This is a genomic window from Vibrio sp. MM46 (assembly GCF_027587135.1).
Classification (GTDB): Bacteria; Pseudomonadota; Gammaproteobacteria; order Enterobacterales; family Vibrionaceae; genus Vibrio; species Vibrio harveyi.
Genome location: NZ_JAPPTO010000002.1, coordinates 21,645 through 42,806 on the forward strand (window position 1 = coordinate 21,645; position 21,162 = coordinate 42,806).

Genomic DNA, 21,162 nt, shown 5'->3' on the forward strand with positions numbered 1-21,162 from the left:
GTTCTTGACCTTGGAGCTAGCTCCAAGGTTTATCCTTAGTGGCAGAAAGAGACTCATCACCAATAAGGAAAGTGAATTATGTGTACAAAACATCAAGGTTGCCAATCTGGCAAAATCAAATCTGCGGTGGCGGTAGGTGCAAACGACTCTTGCTGCGCACCGGCAAAACCAACTCTCAATATCACGCAAGCGAGCGTGGTCGGCTCAGAAGGCTCTTGCTGCAGTAGCGGCGGCTGTAGCTCAGAGTCTGCCGAAGATGAAGGTCCTGCCGAACCCCTCGAATCCTCCATTCGTCATAGCTGGTTAGTGTCTGGTATGGACTGTCCTTCTTGTGCCCAAAAGTTAGAGAAGGTGATTACCTCTGTAGAAGGGGTTACCAACGCTAAAGTGCTATTCGCAACCGAAAAATTGGTCGTCGATTTTGATAACCGTGCCGTCGCGACTGTAATTGAGCAGGTCTCTCAACAAACTGGTTTTCCATTAACTTCTACCGATGCACCAAAGCCAAAAGCAGAAAAGAAAGGTTGGTTAGGCATTGTTAAAGACAATGTACAAATCCTATCGATCGCAGGTGCAATGGCGTTTGCTGGCATCATTTCTGATTTCAACCCAACGTTAAGTACTTGGCTGTTTACCTTAACCTGTTTGCTTGGTTTGTATCCGGTTGCAATGAAAGCGGTGAAATTGGCTCGTAGTGGCACTCCGTTTGCGATTGAAACATTAATGAGTGTCGCAGCATTAGGTGCACTTTACCTTGGCGAAACTGCTGAAGCAGCGATGGTGCTATTGCTTTTCCTTATTGGTGAAAAGTTAGAAGCATACGCATCATCTCGTGCTCGCAGTGGTGTTCAGGCATTGATGGACTTAGTGCCTGAAAATACGACACTAATTGTGGACGGCGAACGTCAAGAAGTGCCAGCGTCACAGCTTCAGCCAGGTGACATTATTGAAGTCGCTCCTGGTGGTCGTATGCCTGCTGACGGTCTACTTATGACCCAAGCAGCAAGCTTTGATGAGAGCGCACTAACCGGTGAATCCGTTCCAGTTGAACATGCTGAAGGTGGAAAAATCATGGCGGGTGCCGTGGTTGTCGACAAAGTCGTGCAAGTGAAAGTGACGTCTCGCCAAGGTGAAAACGCGATCGACCGTATTCTGCATTTGATTGAAGAAGCAGAGTCACGCAAAGCACCGCTTGAACGCTTCCTAGATGAATTCAGTCGTTGGTACACACCGCTGATGATGCTTGTCTCTCTATTAGTCATCATCACACCGCCATTGCTGTTTGCACAACCTTGGGAGACATGGGTATACCGCGGTTTAGCATTGTTATTGATCGCATGTCCATGTGCTTTGGTTATCTCTACTCCTGCAGCGATTACCTCAGGTTTAGCCGCGGCAGCAAAACGAGGTGCCTTGATCAAAGGCGGTGCAGCGTTGGAACTGTTGGGACGTGTTGAATCTGTCGCGTTCGACAAAACAGGTACTTTGACACAAGGTAAACCGCAAGTGACTGACGTGGTTCCATTCGATGTAACAGAAGAGCAGCTATTAAGCTTAACGGCGTCGATTGAGATTGGCTCAAGTCACCCACTAGCGTTATCGCTGGTAAGTAAAGCGCAAGAGCAAGGCATCAATATTCCTGAAGCGGCAGATAAAACTGCGCAGGTTGGTTCTGGTGTGACAGGTGTGGTTGAAGGGAAGTTGGTTCAAGTCATCGCACCATCGAAAGCAGACTTCCCAATCTCGCAACAGGTTGAGCAACAAGTGGTTGAGTTAGAAGGGCAGGGTAAAACGGTCGTTATTGCTCGTCATGATCATGAAGTCATTGGTTTGATCGCATGGCAAGACACGCTTCGCCAAGACGCCCAGCAAGCGGTTGCTGCACTGAAGAAACTTGGTATTTCATCAGTCATGTTAACCGGTGATAACCCACGTAGTGCAGAAGCTATTGCTAACCAGATTGGTCTTGATTACAAAGCCAGTCTGTTACCAGCGGATAAAGTGCACTATGTGGAAGAGATATCAGCGCAACACACTGTCGCGATGGTCGGAGATGGTATTAACGATGCACCGGCGATGAAAGCATCCAGCATCGGTATCGCCATGGGTGGTGGTACGGATGTTGCGCTAGAAACCGCAGATGCGGCCCTGACTCACAACCGCTTGGTTGAATTGCCTGCGATGATTGAGCTATCACGTGCGACGCTCAATAATATTCGTCAGAACGTAGCGTTGGCTTTAGGCTTGAAAGGCGTGTTCTTGGTGACAAGCTTACTCGGTATTACCGGGTTATGGGTTGCGGTATTAGCCGACAGCGGGGCTACTGCCTTGGTGACTTTGAACGCTCTAAGACTATTACGCTTTGAAACTAAGCAAGTAAAATAATCATAAACGTGTATTAAGAATTAGCCTGAGGCGGAGACGTCTCAGGCTTTTTTATATCTGTTAATCGAGATGGTCTTAGTGATGGTTTCGTTTGGTGAATCACTGATTACTATGTAATGAAATGATCTTCTGGTCTGTGAAGTGTGATCCAAACCGTTTTTCTTTGAAAGTGTGGATTTATTACATTGTTTCAATGTGATTGTGATCACTCAATGTTGGTAAAAGGTTCGCTACAGTGCATCTGTACCCAACAACTTATTAATGAGCTTATTGTTTACAAAATAAGCCACAACAAGGAGCGACTTATGTCTCAAGCTGTATTCCATTTAGGTGTTACTGAAGCTGATCTTAATGGTGCTACTCTAGCAATCATTCCAGGCGATCCAGCACGCGTACAAAAAATCGCAGAAGAAATGGAAAACCCAGTATTTCTAGCAAGTCACCGTGAATACACGCTATACCGTGCAGAGCTAGACGGTAAACCTGTTGTGGTTTGTTCTACAGGTATCGGTGGTCCATCTACTTCTATTGCAGTAGAAGAGCTAGCGCAACTTGGTGTTCGTACTTTCCTACGTGTTGGTACTACTGGCGCAATCCAACCACACGTAAACGTAGGTGACATGATCGTTACGACAGGTTCTGTTCGTCTAGATGGCGCGAGCCTACACTTTGCTCCAATGGAGTTCCCAGCAGTAGCAGATTTCGAAATCGCAACAGCAATGAAAGCAGCAGTTGAAGAGTCTGGTGCAACAGTTCATATGGGTGTGACTGCTTCAAGTGACACTTTCTACCCAGGTCAAGAGCGTTACGATACTTTCTCTGGTCGTGTTGTTAAGCGTTTCCAAGGTTCTATGCAAGAGTGGCAAGACATGGGCGTTCTGAACTTCGAAATGGAGTCAGCAACATTGCTAACCATGTGTGCAAGCTCTGGCCTGAAAGCAGGTTGTGTGGCGGGTGTAATCATCAACCGTACACAAAAAGAGATTCCAGATCATTCAACTCTGAAAGAAACGGAAGCTCGCTCAATTAAAGTTGTAGTAGAAGCCGCTCGTAAGATGCTTTAAGTACAACATTAGTTGGCATTTAAACAAACGGGAAAAACCAGAGGTTCGCCTCTGGTTTTTTCTATCTGTTCGTTTTGTTTGGGTGCAACAACTTTAAACCTGACGCAATAAAAAAAAGCAGCCGAGAGGGCTGCTTTTCTGTTTTTTGATTGGAGGTTAAAAACTAGATTTCGTCAGAACCGCCAGCGGCTTCAAACCATGCAGAAAGGTGAGTTTTGAGATCTTTGAGTTCATCAGGACCGATCAGTGCCAAACCTAAATCTTCTGCACGAGTGATGTCATTATGGCGCAGTGGGCGGAAGCTCACCAACATCGCTCTTGCTTGTAGACCGCCAAGAAGATCACGCAGCGATTCAAGTTTGTAGAGCGTGTCATCGCCATCGTCACGCATGCCTTTGGTTTTACATTCGATGATGTGAAGCTTGTTGTTCACCACCGTTGCCACATCAAGCTCATTACGAACTTCACTTTCACCGAGTTTGCGATAAACCTGCACGTTCAACGAACGGTCTTGAATGGTCGGCATGGTGTCTTGAATTTGTTTAACGGTGCTGTGAACCAGAGTTTCTAACCACTCACCATTTGAGAAGCGGCGTGCATCTTCGTCAGCAAACGTCAGTACGCCGTTTTCGTAAGTGGCGATTTGCGCTTCGACCAAGTCGGTCAACAACATGTTCAGTTCACGGTAGCCTTGTTGTTTCTCAGAAAGCTCAACATCTAGCTTTTGCTCTTTACGACACGTTGTTGCAAGGTAGTTTAGTGTAGCAAGACCAGGACCAAGCTCTAACGCGTTAGACGCCCAGCGCTCGCCAAGTTCATACAGCTTTTGGTCAAGTTGAGGAGGAAGGTCTACGTGGTGGAATTCACCGCGCGCACCGAAAATTGTAAGGTAGTCAGAAATCGTAATGTGGTCTTCTACTTGCGTGTCTTCTTTGCCATCTGGGTAAAGCCAGCATAATTTGTCACTGTTTGGCTCTACAACGAAGATTGGCCAGCGATAAGTACGGAAGACTTCGTACACGGAAAGCAGACGGTGACGAAGACCACAGCTTGCATTGAGTTTAACTTCTTCGCCTCGGTCGTGGAGGTCTTTTGCCAATTTGTGGACAGATTGTTTGATCAGAGAAGTGTTTACTGCAGAAGGAATTTCAAAGAATTCGGAAGTAATTTCTCGCTGCTCTAATACTGCGCTCAGTCGCTCGTACATATCGGATTGGCTTTTGTCGCCGATGAAGACGATATGTGTACTTACAGTGCGATTATCCAAAAGAGGAGTGACTAATCTCACTGGATCTTGGTCGATAATACCAACATGAACAGCCATAGGTTTTCCTTCTTATTTGGCTTGCTCGAAAAGAGAAAAGAAAAGGGATGAGCAAGCCATAATAACCATATGTAGACAAGGCTCATAAAAAACAAGGGTGACTTTAATAAAAAGTCACCCTTATACAGTTGGTTGCAATAAATCCGCTACTTGTCGCGTTCGATTTTATAGCTTAAATCGATGAACCAGTTCATTTTGCTGATGCGCAAGTTGCGTCATTGATTCGCTGGTTTGCGCAATGCTAGACATCGCGTGATAGCTTTGGTCTGCAATGCTGTTGATGTCTTCTATGCTGCGTGCAATATCGGCAGAAGTCTCGCTCTGCTCAGCTGCCGCCTGAGATATATGCGTGCTCATTTGGCTGATTTCGATGATCAGTGCTTGGATTTCTTCCATTGAACTGTTTGCTTTTGATGCTTGTTCCACCGACATTTCCATATCACTCATACAACTTTGAATCACCTGACTCGCGGTATGTGAACTGGTTTGTAGGTTACTGATCATTGACTCAATCTCAGTTGTCGATTGTGTCGTCTTGGAAGCTAACACTCGAACTTCATCGGCAACAACTGCAAAACCACGACCTTGCTCGCCAGCACGTGCTGCCTCAATGGCGGCATTCAGTGCGAGTAGGTTGGTTTGTTCAGCAATGTTACGAATTACATCCAGAATAGAGCCAATTTGCCCACTCATTTTCTGCAATTCAGAAACCGCAGACACTGATTCGTTTAAACGTGTCTCAAGTTGGTTGATGGTCGAGATATTGCTGTTCATCACGTTGCGTCCTTGGTCAGACGCTGTCTCAACACGTTGTACCATCTCTAGCGAGCCTTGTGCACTCTGCGCGACTTCTTGTACTGAGTGAGACATCTCAGTCATTGCTGTCGCCACATTAGCGGTTTGCTCACGTTGAGAATTCAATTGTGTTTGTGCTTGTGAAGAAGTTTGCTCGTTGGTTGATGCGGTTGTTGCTAAGTTGTCTGATGCATCGTTTAGTTTCACAAGGATGTTGTGCAAGCTATCCGCGAGCGTATTGATGTGACCGCTCACACGGCTGAATTCGTTGTTGTAACGGTTGTCGATACGTTGTGTCATATCGCCTTCTGTAAGGCCTTCCAACGCTTTTAAGATGCGAGTTAGTGGTTCACGAACACTTTGCGCGATGTGGTAGCCGATCGCTGTTGCAAAGAGAACCACAATAACAGCAATGACAATCGCTTTAGTCACGCCCGCTGAGTAGATGTCCCCAGCGTCAGCGAGAGATTCGTTCAGCTTGTCGGTTGCGGTTGTGGTGAATTGTTCAAGAATTGCCATGCTAGAGTCTACTTTTGTCGCTAGGTTAGCAATGTTGTTGTACAACGCCGATCGAGCCGATAAGTAACTGTTGTGTTGATCCAATACTCCGCCACGCATACCTACGTCGCGAGTAAACTGCTCAACGGATTCGCCGAAGGCTTTTTGCAGCTCAGGCAGTTGTGTCACAAGTCCACGGAACGCGTAGTTTAGGTGCGTGACTGCTTTACGGTTTTTTGCTACCGCTTGAGTTACGAATTCTGGGTTGGTACTTGCCAGCGCATCCGAGGTAATAACTTCAGCATCTTTTAATTTAATGAAGTAGCTTTTTGCCATCACTTTCACTGAGATGCTGGATTGATCTGCAACGTATTCTTTAAGACCAACAGAAAGCTCTGTGTTGAGCTTTTGGAAACGACGCGATGATTTTTGCACTTCTTCTTGTGCTGAGAACATTGCCTCATAGTTGTCCATGGCTTCTTTTGCTTCGGTAAAGTAGCTCTGCTCAAGTTCTTTAAGTTGAGAAAATGGTTCGGCAAGAGAAGGGTAGATTTGACTCGCGATTTCAAGTTGACTCAATGTCCCTTCAAAGCGCTGTTGAGATTTAGCAAATTCCTGACGCATTTCATCCATGCGTTGTTTATTCTCTGTGGTCAGGAAATCCTTAAAAGATTTATCTGCGGAAAGCAGTTCCACACTGGTCTGGTTAGATAGTGAAACAAGTGGTAGTGAAGACTTGGATACTGTCTCAAACTTACCGTGAATATCATTCATGCCCCCCATCATAATGGCAATCGTGACCGCAAACAGGACGATGATTAGCGCGAAGCCTGCATACATCCGTTTAATAACTGAACCTCGCATAAGTGAGCTTCCTCTCCCAAAAATAGACAAGATAAATAAGAAATGTCTTAAAAAAGTAACAAAATTCATTGGATTGTATTGAGTTTGAGACGCACGTTTTATGACGGACACGACAAAAAAAGCTTCAACGTAACGGCTTATATTGATAATGTTAAGTGAACACTGTTTTTTATTGAGCTCGCTTTTGGCTTAGCGCATACTAAATAGGTTACACACCTTATAAAATGGAGTACCCATGGCGGAAGAAACCATCTTTAGCAAAATTATTCGCAAAGAAATCCCAGCAGATGTCCTTTACCAAGATGATTTAGTAACGGCGTTTCGTGATATTAATCCGCGTGCACCAAGCCACATTCTTATCATTCCAAATAAGCTGATCCCGACAACTAATGACGTGGAAGCCGAAGATGAAGCGATGATGGGGCGCATGTTCACGGTTGCGAAAAAGCTGGCTAAAGAAGAAGGCATTGCAGAAGACGGTTACCGTTTGATTGTAAACTGTAACTCACATGGCGGTCAGGAAGTCTATCATATTCATATGCATCTAGTGGGCGGTCGTCCTTTAGGTCCAATGGTATTGAGCTAATCTATTAGAAGTGGATGAAGCAGTTCATCCACTTCTTTATACCCAAGCACTTCGGGATGTTTGGCTCAGCCAATGTTTTGAAATTACTTGGGTATATTTCTGTGAACGACACATTTGTGGAGATAAATGTGAAACATGGTGTGAAGCTATTCGGATTGATGAGCTGGGTCCTGCTTGCTACGGGATGTGCGAACTTATCCGCTGGCAATCTGTTCAGTCATTACAGCGACCAAAATAAAGAAGTCTACCAAGCGGTGGTTGCTGGTGAATACGCCAAAGCTGAACAACTGCAATCAAGTGATGTAGGTGGCGAAATCCTTGGAAACTTTGAACAAGGAAGAATTTCGTTTCTTGCTGAGGATTACCCTACCAGCTTGAACTCATTAGAAGAAAGCGATCGTGCAGTTCGTAAACAACAAGATCGTGCAACCATTTCTGTTACGGAAACAGCAACCAGCGTTGGTTCTCTTGCCGTTAACGACAATCTAAATGAATATCAGCCTGCCGATTATGAGCTCGGCTTTTTGCATTTGTACTTAGGTTTAAACTATTTGCAAAAGAATGATCTCGAAGGTGCGCTGGTAGAAATGCGCCGTGCTAACCAAGTGCAAGAAGCAGCGAAGAAAGCACGTGAAAAGGAACTAAAACGCGCAGAGAAGGATCTTAAGAGTCAAGGCATGTCGGCGAACCTAGGTAGCGTGCTTGCAAACTACCCAGATGCGGGTAAAAAGCTAAGTTCAGTACAAAATGGCTACTTGTTCTATCTGTCGGGTCTTTTATATGAAGCGTCACGAGATTTGAATAGTGCGTATGTAGACTACCGTCGTGCCCTTGCGGTGATGCCAAACAATAAGCAAGTGATTGAAAGCACCATGTATGCCGCAAAAAAGCTCGGCATGCGTGAAGACTTACGTTTACTTGAAAAACGTTATGGTAAAGCACCTTCAGGGTTGAGTAAGTCTCAAGGTCGCGTGATCGTGATCGACGAACAAGGTGTTGTAGAAGCATTACAAGGTTGGCGTATAGATTTGCCTATATATGACAGCCGAGGTGATGGTGCAATTTATTCGCTCGCATTACCTTATTACCCAAAAAGTGGAACGCAGCGTTTCGGCGATGTGGCATTGAATGGTAGCAAATTACCATCGAGCACTTTAGTTGATGTTAACTCGATGGCTCAAAACGATTTGAACGAACGTTTAACGACGATTGTTATTCGTCAGGCAATTCGTGTTTGGGCAAAAGACCGAATTCGAAAAGAAGCAGCGAAGAAAGGCGATGACGTCGGCAACATTCTTTTCAATGTTTGGAATACATTAACTGAACAACCTGATACCAGAAGTTGGCAGACGCTCCCGGGGACGGTGAAAACGGCTTCGAAAGTGGTGAAGCCGGGCAAGCAGAATCTTAACTTAGGTGATCAGGTGTATCAATTTGACGTGCCAGCACAACAAACCACGTTGGTGTGGGTGTCCCGTCAGGGATCGCACTCAACAGTGTGGCATAAACAACTAGGGAGGTTGTAATGAGAGCATGGCTTATAGGCTTAGCGGTGATCATTGGTTTAGCCGGGTGTGCTGACAACACCGCAGGTATCCGAATTGATGGTCAAACTCAAAAGGTGTTTTTTAATGACAATGTTTTGGGTAGCCGTTTGTTAGTTGACAACATCACAACGACTTACGTGGATGATCGCCCACGAGGTGTCGTGCAGATAAGCAGTAACTACAAAGGTGACCAGCACATTCTTTATCGCTTTTATTGGTATGACAATACAGGTCTGGAAGTGAACACCAAACCTGGTCCGTGGCGCAAAATGATTGTGCGTGGATTCGAACAGGTGACTCTGTCTGAAGTGACGGTGAACCCAAACGGAACACAATTTCGCGTACAAATTCGCGAAGCAGATGATAACTAACTCAACTCGAGTAACACAATTTCGGCGGCTATGCTGCTTTGCCAAGGTGGAGGCACCTTGGTATGAAACACAAACTAAGGAACTCTCATGAAAAAAAGTATTATTGCTCTTTTAGGTCTTGCCGTCATTCTGGGTGGTTGTTCAAACAAGGTCTCTTACGGTGATGCGCAAGCGACAGAAACAACAACGATTGATTTCGGCTCGACGGATCTACAAAAAATTGCTGGCGAAATGGTCGACAGCATGATGATGTCAGGTTCAGTGGCAGCAATTACTCGTGACCAACGTCCTATCGTGTTTGTTGAGCGCATCAAGAACAAAACAAGTGAGCACATCGATACTGAATCTATTACTGACACTATCTCTACTAAGATGCTGAACTCTGGTAAGTTCCGTTTTGTAGACATGGATCGTGTGGAATCTGTTCGTGAGCAACTTAACTTCCAAAACACTGACGAGCTAGTGAACCAAAGCACAGCTATCCAATTCGGTAAAATGGTCGGTGCGCAATACATGCTTTACGGCAACCTTTCTAGCATCGTGAAAAATGCAGGCAGTGACAAAGACGTTTACTACAAAATGACGATGCGTCTAATGGATCTAGAAACAGGTCTGATTGAATGGGCGGATGAAACAGAAATCCGTAAAGAGCAATCTAAGAGCCTATTTGGTCTTTAATTGATTCTTTTTGGTCATATGACCTTGAGTGGAGAAGTCATTCATGGCGTGGTTTTCTTGGCAACAAGCGAAACAGTTAGATCCGAGTTTAAATACTCTTGATGGCTTCTTTACTTCACCACCAGTGAAGGTTCAAACCGTCACTGGTGGACTTACCAATCGTTGTTGGCGGTTGGAATCTTCAGAGGGTCTTGCGTATGTCTGGCGACCAACCAGTAACGTATGTAAGACCTTTGCTATATCTCGCCATAACGAATATCAAGTGCTCAATGCAATCGCCCCGCTTAACCTCGGACCTAAACCTGTCTTTGTTCATGAGCAAGGTTTGCTAGTGGAGTGGGTTCCGGGTGAGACATTGACTAAGCCTGGTATCGATATTGATGAATTATTGCCAATCGCTGCTGCTATTCATGAATATCCGTCGACGGCGATTCCTTTGGTTCCTTTCTCTTACTTGTCACGAATTGATCACTACTGGTTAGAGCTAGGTGGTAAGTACATTGGTACAGAGTTTGAAACCTTGTATCGAAAATGGCGGTCGGAACCGAGTGTTGAACAAGTTCCCGTTGCACTGTGCCACTTCGATCTTGGTTGTTATAACTTGGTTCGTGGTGAAGAGGGGGTGAAGGTCATAGACTGGGAATACGCCGCTTTATCTGATCCAAGATTAGACCTCACTTTGATTTTGCAGCTTGCCGATGTGCCAATTGAGCAGGGGGTTGCTCAGTATTGCCAGATTCGTCAAATTGATGATGTGTCTCTGTGGCTGGAAGGCGTACGTGCGTGGATGCCAAGGACCATTATGATGGCGATGTTATGGTATTTGATCGCCTACAAATTGTGGGATGATGAACAATACTTAGACAGTGCGAATGAGTTTAAAGACTTATTATGTATGGAAGATCACTGTTTTGATAACTCATGACTTTTTCCTCTTTAACCATAAGGAAATAGTGGTAGTTTAAAGTGAAGTACCAGCAAGTCACAGGGAGAGGTACACATGATTATTTACTTGCACGGCTTTGATAGTACAAGCCCAGGTAACCACGAAAAAGTTCTTCAATTGCAATTCATCGATGATGACGTTCGTTTCATCAATTACAGCACACTTCATCCTAAGCACGATATGCAGCACTTGTTGAAGGAAGTGTCTAAGGTCATCGACCAAGCGAATGACCCAGCCCCACTTATCTGTGGTGTTGGTCTTGGCGCATATTGGTCAGAGCGTATCGGTTTTCTTTGCGGCATTAAGCAGGTGATGTTCAACCCAAACCTGCATCCAGAGAAAACGATGGCAGGTCGCATTGATCGTCCCGAAGAATATGAAGATATCGCGACCAAATGTGTCGAGCAATTCCGAACCAAAAACCAAGATCGTTGTTTAGTGATTTTATCCAAAGAAGATGAAATACATGACAATTCGAAAACTGCGGCAGAGTTGGACAAGCATTATCAGATTATTTGGGATGAGAACCAAACGCACAAGTTCAAGAAAATCTCTCATCATCTGCAAGCGATGAAGGCATTTAAGAACGCATAAATTGCCCAATAGATAAAAATTTAACTACCTTTAAACAGCACTTCAAGAAGTGCTGTTTTTGTATCTATTGGTTTTGACTCTATCGCACTGATTCTGCCAAATTTTACATTTTGTATCGATTTATCGGCTTGATTTATCGATTTAACCTTTTGTGGCACGAAAACGTTACCGTCAAGCAGATGAAAAGTAGTCAATCCGTATCCAGAGTAAGGATTTTTGTTGCCATCAAAGGATTGCTCTATATAATGAACTTGGTAAAAATAATTTGATAAATATCAAAAAAAATTGAGAGCGAGTAAGAAACTTGCCCATTTTTTGTCTGAGATCGTGTGTTTCAGGCGAATAATCCGATGGACCATAAGCCGAAAACAAGAGTAGGCAATAACATGATGGCATCGGGATTTATCCAAAAAGTGAGCTCACCTCTAGAGACCAAAGAATTCATCGGTTGGATGTATGACCGCAGCGTAACTGTGAGTCTACGTCGAGCTGAACCCATATATTCATTTTTGTAGAGGATAACATTGTGACACGCATTATCGTTGTAGGCGGCGGTGCTGGTGGCCTTGAGTTGGCTACCAAACTGGGCCGCACTCTGGGTCGTAAGAACCGTGCGCAAATTACACTGGTAGACCGTAAAGCGAGCCACTTGTGGAAACCACTGTTGCACGAAGTGGCAACAGGCTCATTAGACGAAGGTGTGGATGCATTGAGCTACCGTGCTCATGCCAAAAACCATTGCTTCGATTTCCAAATGGGTAGCCTTCAAGACATTGACCGTGAACGTAAAGTGATCATTCTAAGTGAACTAAAAGACGAACATGGTGAACTTCTGATGCCAAGCCGTGAACTGGAATACGATATTCTGGTTATGGCAATTGGCTCTACGTCAAACGACTTCAATACGCCTGGGGTTCGTGAAAACTGTATCTTCCTCGACAGCCCTGAACAGGCGCACCGTTTCCGTAGTGAAATGAATAATGAATTCTTAAAACTGCATGCAAAAAACGGTAACGGTACGGTAGATATCGCGATCGTTGGTGCGGGTGCAACTGGTGTTGAATTATCGGCAGAGCTTCACAACGCAGTAAAAGAATTACGTACGTATGGCTTCGGCGATCTTGACTCTAGCAAACTAAATGTAAACCTAGTTGAAGCAGGTGAGCGCATTCTGCCTGCGCTTCCACCACGTATATCTTCTGCAGCGCATCAAGAGTTGGTTAAGCTAGGTGTAAACGTGCGTACTGCGACCATGGTGACACAAGCGGACAAAGACGGTTTGACTACCAAAGATGGTGAGAAAATCCCTGCACAAATCATGGTATGGGCTGCGGGTATCAAAGCGCCTGATTTCATCAAAGATATTGCCGGTCTAGAAACGAACCGTATTAACCAATTAGTCGTGAAAAACACGTTGCAAACCACTCGTGATGACGACATCTTCGTTATCGGCGACTTGGCTCAATGTACCCAGCCAGATGGCTCATTTGTGCCGCCACGAGCTCAGGCTGCGCACCAAATGGCAAGTCAAGCGTTTACTAACATTGTGGCTAAGCTTAATGGTCGCGAGCTTAAAGCATACGAATACAAAGACCACGGCTCTCTAGTGTCTCTAAGCCGCTTCTCAACCGTTGGTAGCTTGATGGGTAACTTAACCAAAGGCTCTATGATGGTTGAAGGTCGCATCGCACGCGTAGTTTACATTTCACTGTACCGTATGCACCAAATGGCGCTACACGGTGTGATTAAAACGGGTTTGATGATGCTGGTTGGTCGTATCAACCGCGTATTGCGTCCAAACTTGAAACTGCACTAATTTGAATTTTTGGTTCTTTGTTGAAGATTTGGCGAGAGAATCAAATAACAAATAGAAGAAAAGCCACCGCATGTCGGTGGCTTTTTTCATTCCAAGTCATTGGGTAACAGTGAATAAACGACCCCATCTTTTGGCTTCCCATGAAAGATAAATCGGTTTCTGGCAATCGCTTCTTTCTGTGCACCAACAGACTCAATTAAAGCCTGACTGGCTGTGTTATCTAAATCACAGACGATTTCTACGCGAGTCAAATTGAGTTTAGCGAAGCAGAACTCGGCAAGTGCGCGGATTGCCTCTTGAGCGTAACCTTTGCGTTGATAACGGTCCGCAACCCAATAGCCAATGCTTGCCATATTGAAGGTATGATAAAGCTCATTGACAGCAGCCATACCAACAAGGTTATCGCTACTTCGTTCATAAATGCCAAAACCAAACGCTTCTGTTTTTACCCAGTTCAGTCGCGTAGCGAGCAAGAAATCTTGCGCATCTCTTAGTGAGACATTTTCATCACACCAATCTAACCATTGGTGTAGGGAAGGGGATTCTGCCAGTATGCGTTGTAGAATATGGGCTTCCTCAGATGGGATTAATCTGAGAGCCAAACGAGGGGTTATGATTTCAAAATCTGGACTCATACAACTTCCATGTTAGATTTCAAATAAAACAAAGCGCAGCAAGTGCTGCGCTTTGTTGTTGGTACTGTGTTTTATTGTACTCGACGAACTTGAATGATCATCCCCATTAATGGGTTATCTAAGTAGTGGGTTTCGCCACTGCGCATACGACGCTTCTGATCCATTCGGAAGCTCTTCAAGAATGTCTCTTCAGTCACAGTCGGAGAGACTTCTGCTAAGTTACCGACTTGCACGTTACCATCGACTTCGCCAAATTCTTCAGACAATTGTTCTGAAGGTTGCGATTCAATGTGAACCTCCCGAACACTCGGTTCACGTAAGTCCATGGTTGTCTCGGCAAACAAATAGTGCTGAACGTAGATTTGTAATTTGCCATCTAACTCATAAAGTGGACCTTTAACGCTTTCTTCGCTATAGCCATCGGTCGCTAAGGAATGTGCATTGCCAGTGATTGAGCTGCCATCTGGATTATATGATCCTGAAAAATCACGCCCGCCAACAATGCGGAAAACTGGTGCACTTGCTTTACCACGGTCACCTTGACGCCACGCTACGTGCTTCAATACTTTAAAGCCTGCATGGTTGTTAAGTGCTGCTTCTTGAGCGTTCAATCTGTAAGAAGAACGAGGAAGCAAGGTGACGCCTTTTGATTGACGGTAAGAATCGCTTTGTAAGCTGCCGACGTTACTCATTTCGATAGTTGGCAGTTTGTTTGGCCATGATTCACTGGTACTTTCAGCGTCGACTGCTCGCTTGAAAATAATTACTTCAATATCAAATTGACGCGCAGCCCATGATGGCATTGAGACACAAAGAAGTAATAATGGGATCAGTATTCTCATTCGACTATTAGCTCGTTGGTAATAAATTCTGTTTAAAATCATTCAGTAAGTCTTGAACAAACTGAATGCGTTTACGTCGGTCCGTCAATGGTACGCTAAACTTGAACTTAGTTGGACCTTCCATTGCAAATTTTTGCGGCTGTGATTGCAGGAGTTTAACTAAATATGCTGGGTTTATGTCAGCATCAGGGTAAAACTCGATGAAACCACCTTTGTCATGAGCTTCAATTTTCTTAGCTTTGAGACATGCAGCAGCAATTTTTAGCTCAGAGACAGACAGTAAGTTCTTTGTTGCATCAGGTAGCAAGCCGAAACGATCAATCAGTTCCACTTTTAATTCTGATAGCCCTTCCTTATCTGTCACGCTCGCGATTCGTTTGTACATAGATAGGCGAGTGTTGACGTCTGGTATGTAGTCATCTGGCAAAAGAGCTGGAATGCGCATTTCGATTTCAGTTTGTTCTCGAAGTAGATCATCCAGTGAAGGTTCTTTGCCTTCTTTTAAGGCTTCAACGGCTTGTTCAAGCATTTCCATATATAGTGTAAAACCAACCGATTGAATTTGACCACTTTGTTCGTCACCCAGTAACTCACCAGCCCCGCGGATTTCAAGATCGTGGGTAGCAAGAGTGAAGCCAGCACCAAGGTCTTCCAGTGACGCAATTGCATCAAGACGCTTAATTGCATCTTTCGTTATTGCTTTTGGATGTGGCGTCAACAGGTAAGCGTACGCTTGGTGGTGCGAACGACCAACACGACCACGAAGCTGGTGCAACTGCGCGAGACCTAGGTTATCTGCTCGGTCCATGATGATGGTGTTGGCGGTTGGTACGTCAATACCTGTTTCTATGATCGTAGTACATACGAGTAAGTTGAAGCGCTGATGATAGAAATCATTCATGATGCGCTCGAGCTCGCGTTCACGCATCTGACCATGTGCAACGGTAACTCGCGCTTCCGGAATCAGCTTTTGCAAATCTTCGGCGGTTTTTTCAATCGTTTCGACTTGGTTATGTAGGAAGTAAACCTGACCACCACGCATGATTTCACGGAGTACTGCTTCGCGTACCACGGAGTCTTCGCGTTGACGTACGAAGGTCTTAATCGCCAAGCGGCGTGCTGGTGGTGTTGCGATGATCGACAAATCGCGCATGCCACTCATTGCCATATTTAATGTGCGCGGAATTGGTGTTGCGGTAAGCGTTAAGATGTCGACATCGGCACGCATTGCTTTCACTTTTTCTTTTTGACGCACACCAAATCGGTGTTCTTCATCAACAATCAACAAGCCAAGATCTTTGAACTTAATATCGCTTGATAGCAACTTGTGAGTACCAACGACAATATCAACTTTGCCATCAGCGACATCTTGGAGAATCACTTTTTGCTCTTTTGCCGATTTAAAGCGCGACAGGACTTCTACGCGAATTGGCAAGTTAGCAAAGCGGTCGCGGAAGTTTTCAAAGTGTTGCTGTGCAAGCAGAGTGGTTGGTACTAAGACTGCCACTTGCTTACTGTTGTCTGTGGCAACAAATGCAGCGCGCATTGCGACTTCTGTTTTACCAAAACCAACGTCACCACAAACTAGGCGGTCCATGGCTTTTGCTTGGCACATGTCAGACAAGACCGCATTAATTGCCATTGACTGATCGTCGGTCTCCTCAAACGGGAAAGTTGCTTTGAAAGTTGCGTATTGACCGCGGTCGAGCTCAAATTTATAGCCCGGTTTTAGCTCTCGCTTGGCATAAACATCCAGAAGCTCTGCTGCAACGTCACGAACTTTCTCTGCAGCTTTACGGCGAGCTTTTGCCCATGCTTCACCGCCTAGTTTATGCAGCGGTGCACTTTCTTCAGCTCCGCCAGAGTAGCGGCTAATCAAGTTCAGTGAAGATACGGGTACGTAAAGCTTGGCATCATTTTGATACTCAAGTGTTACGTATTCCGTTTTCATACCGCCAGCTTCAAGAGTTTGTAGGCCTATGTAGCGGCCGATACCGTGATCGATGTGCACAACAGGTTGACCCGGCTTAAGTTCAGCTAGGTGGCGTATGACGGTGTCACTGTTGACCGCTTTTTTGTCTTTACGGCGACGTTGGATAACGCGATCGCCAAGCAGATCGCTTTCGCAGATCAGCGCGAAATTTAGCTCTTCATGAATAAAACCATGTTCCGCAGCACCTAGGATTAGGCTGAAACGATCGTCAGAGTCCAGCGCTTGATATAGTGAACCATGGACTACTGGGCGCACTTTAATGCCTTGCAGTAGCTCTGTTAATGCTTCACGGCGACCTTCTGACTCGACAGAGAAAACGATTTTACCCGCAAACTGCTCACTGAATTGGCGTAAACGTGCTAACGGCTCTTTGTTCTGCTGTTGAACACCAAGCTCGGCTAGAGATTGAACGGCGAGATTCTGGCGACCTGCACGTTTAACGATTTTCTCTAGGCTCAGCTGAGCTTGCGGTAGTTGTTTGAAGTGAGTGAATAGCTCATCTTTCTTCAGCCACAATTCATGTGGTGCTAACAACGGACGCAGTGGATCGATTTTCTTTTGATCGTAGCGGTAGTCAACGTCATTCAAGAAGGTATCGACTGCGGCTTCAATATCGCCGTAGGTGATCAGTTGAGAGTCATCGGGTAAATAATCGAAAAGCGTTTCTGTATGATCGAAAAACAGTGGCTGCCAATATTCAATGCCCGCTGGCCAAGTGCCTTTGGTGACTTGCATGTAAATTGATTCAGGCTCGCGGCGAGCTTCAAACTGAGAGCGCCAACGAGTACGGAAATCTTCAATAGCCGCTTTCGTCGTCGGAAATTCATGCGCAGGCAGAAGCTGGATTTGCTGAATGTCTTCGATCGAACGTTGGTTTTCTGGATCAAATGTGCGAATGGTGTCGATCTCGTCATCAAAGAAATCAATGCGATATGGATCTGAACTGCCCATTGGGAACAAATCTAGGATCGAACCTCGGCTTGCATATTCACCCGGACCAAACACTTGATCAACGTGACGGTAGCCAGAGTTCTCTAGTTGCACACGCAGTTTTTCCAGCGAGAATTGATCGCCCGTTTTCACCATCAAGGTGTGCTGCAGTAAGAAATCACGCGGGGACTGGCGTTGTAATACCGTGCTCACTGGCACAATGGTCACACCACGATTTTGGTTTGGCAATTGATATAAGCGTGCAATACGATCTGAGATGATCTCTTGGTGTGGAGAAAAGTTGTCGTATGGCAGCGTCTCCCAATCAGGGAATAGGCTTACAGGTTGGTCGGTAAATTGCTCAATTTCTGCTTGCAGTTTGAGCGCGATTTGCGGGTCTGGTACCACTAGCAGAGAGTGGCTAGAGTGTTGTTTTGCTAGCTCGGCAATCGCCATCGGCAATGCCGCTCCCGGTAAGTTGCCAAGCTGTTTTTTATCGCCACGCTCAGACGGATTGGTGACGGACAGAATCGTTGCTTTTGTCATGGTAATTATTTGTTATCTCGCTCTAATGAGCGCTGACGGAGTAGTTTTTGCTGTTGGTATAGTGCGGCTTTAATCAATAAATCTTGGTCAGCTTCTCGAAGTAATTTGTACTTTAGTGTGACTACATAGCCTTGCTCGGCAGATTCGCACTCTACTACCTGAGCGTAGCAGTAAATTGCTGCAGCAGGATGATCTAAGAAGAGCTTCACACGAACCAGTTGGTCTTTTTCTACGGCAGAATCGCTACGGTAGCTCAGTTGGCTTGCGCCGAATTGCGTAGTCTGGAAACGGAGTGCAATGTCATCTTGTTGCGAGAGCATAAAGCTGAGCAGTAAGTTGAGTTTAGAGTTTTGAGTATCCAGCAAATGGATGACGTGTTTTAACTCTTTGTTTTGCAGCTCCAATCTCGCGTTATCAGCTAACATATCTAAATGGCTAAATTCACTTGCGACAATAAAAGGCGCTGGAATTTCGGATTGGAAAGTCTCTTCATCTGGCAGAGCAAAGTCCGTCCCTAGCGTTTCGACGTTGATAGTCAGATTGTGGTGTACGGTAAAATATTCTTGCTCTGTCATAATTCGGTCCTTTTCTGCCATCGAGCGCTCTCATTTCATTTAGGAATGAGTAGGATAGGGGGTTGATTATCGCTAATCAGGTTAAGTTATCAAGTTTCCCCGTTTCTCTGGCTGAACTTTTTGCTGTAAATGGGGACTTATTGCATGTCGTTGACAAATTTAGCGATTATCTTGTCTTCTTCATTGTAAGAGTAAGGTAAGATAACCCGTATTAACTAGCTAAGTAATGGCTTCATAACTAGATAACCAGTTGGTTTGTCCTATATGTATCATCCTATTTCTTTGTTTATTGGCTTGCGGTACCTTCGGGGACGCTCCGGAGACCGATTTAGCCGATTTGTTTCTTATATGTCGACAGCCGGTATCACAATTGGCGTGATGGCGTTAGTGACGGTGCTTTCCGTAATGAACGGTTTTGAAGCCCAGTTGAAAGAGCGCATTTTAGGAGTGCTTCCTCATGCTGTGATTTCGCAACACGATAGTAAAACGCCTCTCAGTGAAGCTGCTCCTAAGTTCATTCAAGATATGTCGACCATAGCAAAACCAGAACCTATTGTTCGTGGTGAGGCTGTTATTCAAAGCTCTGCACAACTGACAGCTGGTTATTTAATTGGTATAGAGCCCAAACTTGGCGACCCGATTTCTAACCACCTTATCGCAGGACGTTTATCTTCTCTTCAAGCAGGTGAGTACAAAGTATTCCTTGGTCACAGCTTGGCGCGCTCATTGAAAGTGTCGATGGGCGATAAAGTCCGTTTGATGGTCACCAATGCCACCCAATTTACCCCACTGGGTCGAATTCCGAGCCAACGTAATTTCACGGTAGCTGGCATCTTCAATACGGGCTCAGATGTCGATGGTCAGCTTATGATTGTTAATATGACTGATGCGGCAAAGCTGATGCGTTTACCGAAAGATACAGTCTCTGGCTGGCGTGTGTTCTTCTCAGACCCTTTTATGGTGACTGATTTTGCTGATCAGCCAATGCCTGATGGTTGGCAATGGAGTGATTGGCGAGAACAACGTGGTGAGCTTTTCCAAGCCGTCAAAATGGAAAAGAATATGATGGGCTTGATGCTTGGGCTGATCGTTGGTGTTGCTGCGTTTAACATTATTTCCGCTTTGATCATGGTGGTGATGGAGAAGCAATCTGAAGTCGCGATTCTTAAAACACAAGGTATGACTCAATCTCAAGTGATGGCGATTTTCATGGTTCAAGGCGCAAGCAGTGGTGTGATTGGTGCCATTGTTGGTGGTGCAATGGGCGTTGCTTTATCACTTAACCTCAATGCAATTCTTGAAGCGGCGGGAGTGGCACTATTTAGCTTCGGTGGTCACTTACCTATCGTGATTGATACATTCCAAATTTTACTGGTGGTAGTGCTGGCGATTGCTCTGAGTCTAGCTGCAACTGTTTACCCGTCTTTCCGAGCATCTTCTGTTAAACCTGCTGAGGCACTTCGCTATGAATAAGCTATTAGAATGTCGTGATATTCGTAAAGTCTACCGAGAGGGTTCGTTAGATACTGAAGTGCTCAAAGGTGTAAGTTTTGATATTGATAAAGGCGAGTTAGTGTCTATTGTCGGTTCATCAGGCTCGGGTAAGAGTACGTTGCTCCACATCCTTGGAGCATTAGACGATGCATCTCAAGGAGAAGTGGATTTTCTGGGACAGAACCTGTCTGCTTTGAGCTCCAACAAACAAGCAGCATTGCGCAATAAGCATCTTGGCTTTGTGTATCAATTCCATCATCTGCTGGCTGATTTCACAGCGGTTGAAAATGTTGCAATGCCACTGTTGATTGGTGGGGCGAAAGTTGCAGATGCGAAAACGGAAGCAAAAGCCCTTCTGGAGAAGGTGGGGTTGGGACATCGAATGGATCATCGTCCGTCAGAACTTTCTGGTGGTGAGCGCCAACGTGTGGCTATCGCACGAGCTTTGGTCAATAAGCCTGACTTGGTTTTAGCAGATGAGCCGACTGGTAACTTAGATCACAATACGGCGCTAGCGATTTACGACTTAATGCGTGAGTTAAATCAGGAGTCGAATATTGCTTTCTTAGTTGTCACTCATGATAACGAGCTGGCCGCGAAAATGGATCGCCAAATGCATATGCAAGATGGTTTGCTGGTGGATCGTTTTACCACAGACACAGCAACCGTGGAGGGCTAA

At 45.3% G+C, this 21,162-nt stretch carries 17 protein-coding genes; 11 read left to right on the top strand and 6 right to left on the bottom strand.

The annotated features are described in order from the left end of the window. The first annotated feature begins 78 nt into the window (after positions 1–78). Positions 79–2,385, top strand: a complete 2,307-nt coding sequence (locus OH459_RS02095; protein ID WP_269985007.1) for a zinc/cadmium/mercury/lead-transporting ATPase — start codon at positions 79–81, stop codon at positions 2,383–2,385. Positions 2,386–2,690: 305 nt separating this feature from the next. Next, entirely contained in the window at positions 2,691–3,449 is a 759-nt protein-coding gene (gene udp / locus OH459_RS02100) for a uridine phosphorylase (protein WP_005437517.1), read from the top strand. Positions 3,450–3,612: 163 nt separating this feature from the next. On the opposite strand, the gene OH459_RS02105 is transcribed toward udp, so the two are convergent. Then, positions 3,613–4,773 carry a DUF1887 family protein gene (locus tag OH459_RS02105; protein WP_005437515.1) on the bottom strand — a complete coding sequence of 387 codons (1,161 nt, stop codon included), beginning with the start codon at positions 4,771–4,773 and terminating at the stop codon, positions 3,613–3,615. A gap of 165 nt (positions 4,774–4,938) precedes the next feature. Beyond that, positions 4,939–6,930, bottom strand: coding sequence for a methyl-accepting chemotaxis protein (locus OH459_RS02110; protein ID WP_269985016.1), 1,992 nt, complete (start codon positions 6,928–6,930; stop codon positions 4,939–4,941). A 235-nt stretch (positions 6,931–7,165) separates the two neighbouring features. On the opposite strand from OH459_RS02110, the gene hinT reads away from it, so the two are divergent. The 7 genes from hinT (at position 7,166) to OH459_RS02145 (ending at position 13,468) form a co-directional block, all read left to right on the top strand. Continuing rightward, the gene (hinT, locus tag OH459_RS02115) at positions 7,166–7,516 is read left to right on the top strand and encodes a purine nucleoside phosphoramidase (RefSeq protein WP_005446662.1); all 351 of its coding nucleotides are present in this window, start codon (positions 7,166–7,168) and stop codon (positions 7,514–7,516) included. A gap of 128 nt (positions 7,517–7,644) precedes the next feature. Continuing rightward, the gene (locus OH459_RS02120; RefSeq protein WP_050908773.1) at positions 7,645–9,042 is read left to right on the top strand and encodes a COG3014 family protein; all 1,398 of its coding nucleotides are present in this window, start codon (positions 7,645–7,647) and stop codon (positions 9,040–9,042) included. Next, positions 9,042–9,434 (top strand): YcfL family protein, encoded by a 393-nt coding sequence (locus OH459_RS02125; RefSeq protein WP_258456317.1) that lies wholly within the window; start codon positions 9,042–9,044, stop codon positions 9,432–9,434. The genes OH459_RS02120 and OH459_RS02125 overlap by 1 nt, the downstream gene beginning before the upstream one ends. Positions 9,435–9,521: 87 nt before the next feature. Continuing rightward, positions 9,522–10,112 carry a penicillin-binding protein activator LpoB gene (gene lpoB, locus OH459_RS02130; protein WP_005431666.1) on the top strand — a complete coding sequence of 197 codons (591 nt, stop codon included), beginning with the start codon at positions 9,522–9,524 and terminating at the stop codon, positions 10,110–10,112. A gap of 43 nt (positions 10,113–10,155) precedes the next feature. After that, the gene (gene thiK, locus OH459_RS02135; protein ID WP_005446675.1) at positions 10,156–11,037 is read left to right on the top strand and encodes a thiamine kinase; all 882 of its coding nucleotides are present in this window, start codon (positions 10,156–10,158) and stop codon (positions 11,035–11,037) included. Between the two features lie 75 nt (positions 11,038–11,112). Then, complete coding sequence (gene ycfP / locus OH459_RS02140; RefSeq protein ID WP_005446677.1) at positions 11,113–11,652, top strand: alpha/beta hydrolase YcfP; 540 nt, start codon at positions 11,113–11,115, stop codon at positions 11,650–11,652. Positions 11,653–12,178: 526 nt separating this feature from the next. Continuing rightward, on the top strand, positions 12,179–13,468 hold the full coding sequence (locus OH459_RS02145) for an NAD(P)/FAD-dependent oxidoreductase (RefSeq protein ID WP_005446679.1): 1,290 nt from the start codon (positions 12,179–12,181) through the stop codon (positions 13,466–13,468). An 86-nt stretch (positions 13,469–13,554) separates the two neighbouring features. Here the strand turns inward: OH459_RS02145 and OH459_RS02150 are convergent, their stop codons facing one another. The 4 genes from OH459_RS02150 to OH459_RS02165 form a co-directional block, all read right to left on the bottom strand. Beyond that, positions 13,555–14,103: a GNAT family N-acetyltransferase gene (locus OH459_RS02150; RefSeq protein ID WP_005446680.1), complete on the bottom strand. Its 549-nt coding sequence runs from the start codon at positions 14,101–14,103 to the stop codon at positions 13,555–13,557. Positions 14,104–14,174: 71 nt separating this feature from the next. Next, positions 14,175–14,945, bottom strand: a complete 771-nt coding sequence (locus OH459_RS02155) for a peptidoglycan binding protein CsiV (protein WP_074050253.1) — start codon at positions 14,943–14,945, stop codon at positions 14,175–14,177. Between the two features lie 7 nt (positions 14,946–14,952). Beyond that, the gene (mfd, locus tag OH459_RS02160) at positions 14,953–18,414 is read right to left on the bottom strand and encodes a transcription-repair coupling factor (RefSeq protein ID WP_005446683.1); all 3,462 of its coding nucleotides are present in this window, start codon (positions 18,412–18,414) and stop codon (positions 14,953–14,955) included. A 5-nt stretch (positions 18,415–18,419) separates the two neighbouring features. After that, a complete protein-coding gene (locus OH459_RS02165) occupies positions 18,420–18,989 on the bottom strand; it encodes a PilZ domain-containing protein (RefSeq protein WP_009698318.1) in 570 nt (189 codons plus the stop codon). A gap of 264 nt (positions 18,990–19,253) precedes the next feature. Here OH459_RS02165 and lolC point away from each other — a divergent pair, with 264 nt between their 5' ends. Together lolC and lolD are read left to right on the top strand one after the other, a co-directional pair. Continuing rightward, on the top strand, positions 19,254–20,462 hold the full coding sequence (gene lolC / locus OH459_RS02170) for a lipoprotein-releasing ABC transporter permease subunit LolC (RefSeq protein ID WP_050903972.1): 1,209 nt from the start codon (positions 19,254–19,256) through the stop codon (positions 20,460–20,462). Continuing rightward, complete coding sequence (lolD, locus tag OH459_RS02175; protein ID WP_005446689.1) at positions 20,455–21,162, top strand: lipoprotein-releasing ABC transporter ATP-binding protein LolD; 708 nt, start codon at positions 20,455–20,457, stop codon at positions 21,160–21,162. The genes lolC and lolD overlap by 8 nt, the downstream gene beginning before the upstream one ends.

What these genes read in the sequence shown, in the direction of transcription:
- OH459_RS02095 (WP_269985007.1), top strand. Translation starts at nt 79, where the DNA reads ATGTGTACAAAACATCAAGGTTGCCAATCTGGCAAAATCAAATCTGCG.
- udp (WP_005437517.1), top strand. Translation starts at nt 2,691, where the DNA reads ATGTCTCAAGCTGTATTCCATTTAGGTGTTACTGAAGCTGATCTTAAT.
- OH459_RS02105 (WP_005437515.1), bottom strand. Translation starts at nt 4,773, where the DNA reads ATGGCTGTTCATGTTGGTATTATCGACCAAGATCCAGTGAGATTAGTC.
- OH459_RS02110 (WP_269985016.1), bottom strand. Translation starts at nt 6,930, where the DNA reads ATGCGAGGTTCAGTTATTAAACGGATGTATGCAGGCTTCGCGCTAATC.
- hinT (WP_005446662.1), top strand. Translation starts at nt 7,166, where the DNA reads ATGGCGGAAGAAACCATCTTTAGCAAAATTATTCGCAAAGAAATCCCA.
- OH459_RS02125 (WP_258456317.1), top strand. Translation starts at nt 9,042, where the DNA reads ATGAGAGCATGGCTTATAGGCTTAGCGGTGATCATTGGTTTAGCCGGG.
- lpoB (WP_005431666.1), top strand. Translation starts at nt 9,522, where the DNA reads ATGAAAAAAAGTATTATTGCTCTTTTAGGTCTTGCCGTCATTCTGGGT.
- thiK (WP_005446675.1), top strand. Translation starts at nt 10,156, where the DNA reads ATGGCGTGGTTTTCTTGGCAACAAGCGAAACAGTTAGATCCGAGTTTA.
- ycfP (WP_005446677.1), top strand. Translation starts at nt 11,113, where the DNA reads ATGATTATTTACTTGCACGGCTTTGATAGTACAAGCCCAGGTAACCAC.
- OH459_RS02150 (WP_005446680.1), bottom strand. Translation starts at nt 14,103, where the DNA reads ATGAGTCCAGATTTTGAAATCATAACCCCTCGTTTGGCTCTCAGATTA.
- OH459_RS02155 (WP_074050253.1), bottom strand. Translation starts at nt 14,945, where the DNA reads ATGAGAATACTGATCCCATTATTACTTCTTTGTGTCTCAATGCCATCA.
- mfd (WP_005446683.1), bottom strand. Translation starts at nt 18,414, where the DNA reads ATGACAAAAGCAACGATTCTGTCCGTCACCAATCCGTCTGAGCGTGGC.
- OH459_RS02165 (WP_009698318.1), bottom strand. Translation starts at nt 18,989, where the DNA reads ATGACAGAGCAAGAATATTTTACCGTACACCACAATCTGACTATCAAC.
- lolC (WP_050903972.1), top strand. Translation starts at nt 19,254, where the DNA reads ATGTATCATCCTATTTCTTTGTTTATTGGCTTGCGGTACCTTCGGGGA.
- lolD (WP_005446689.1), top strand. Translation starts at nt 20,455, where the DNA reads ATGAATAAGCTATTAGAATGTCGTGATATTCGTAAAGTCTACCGAGAG.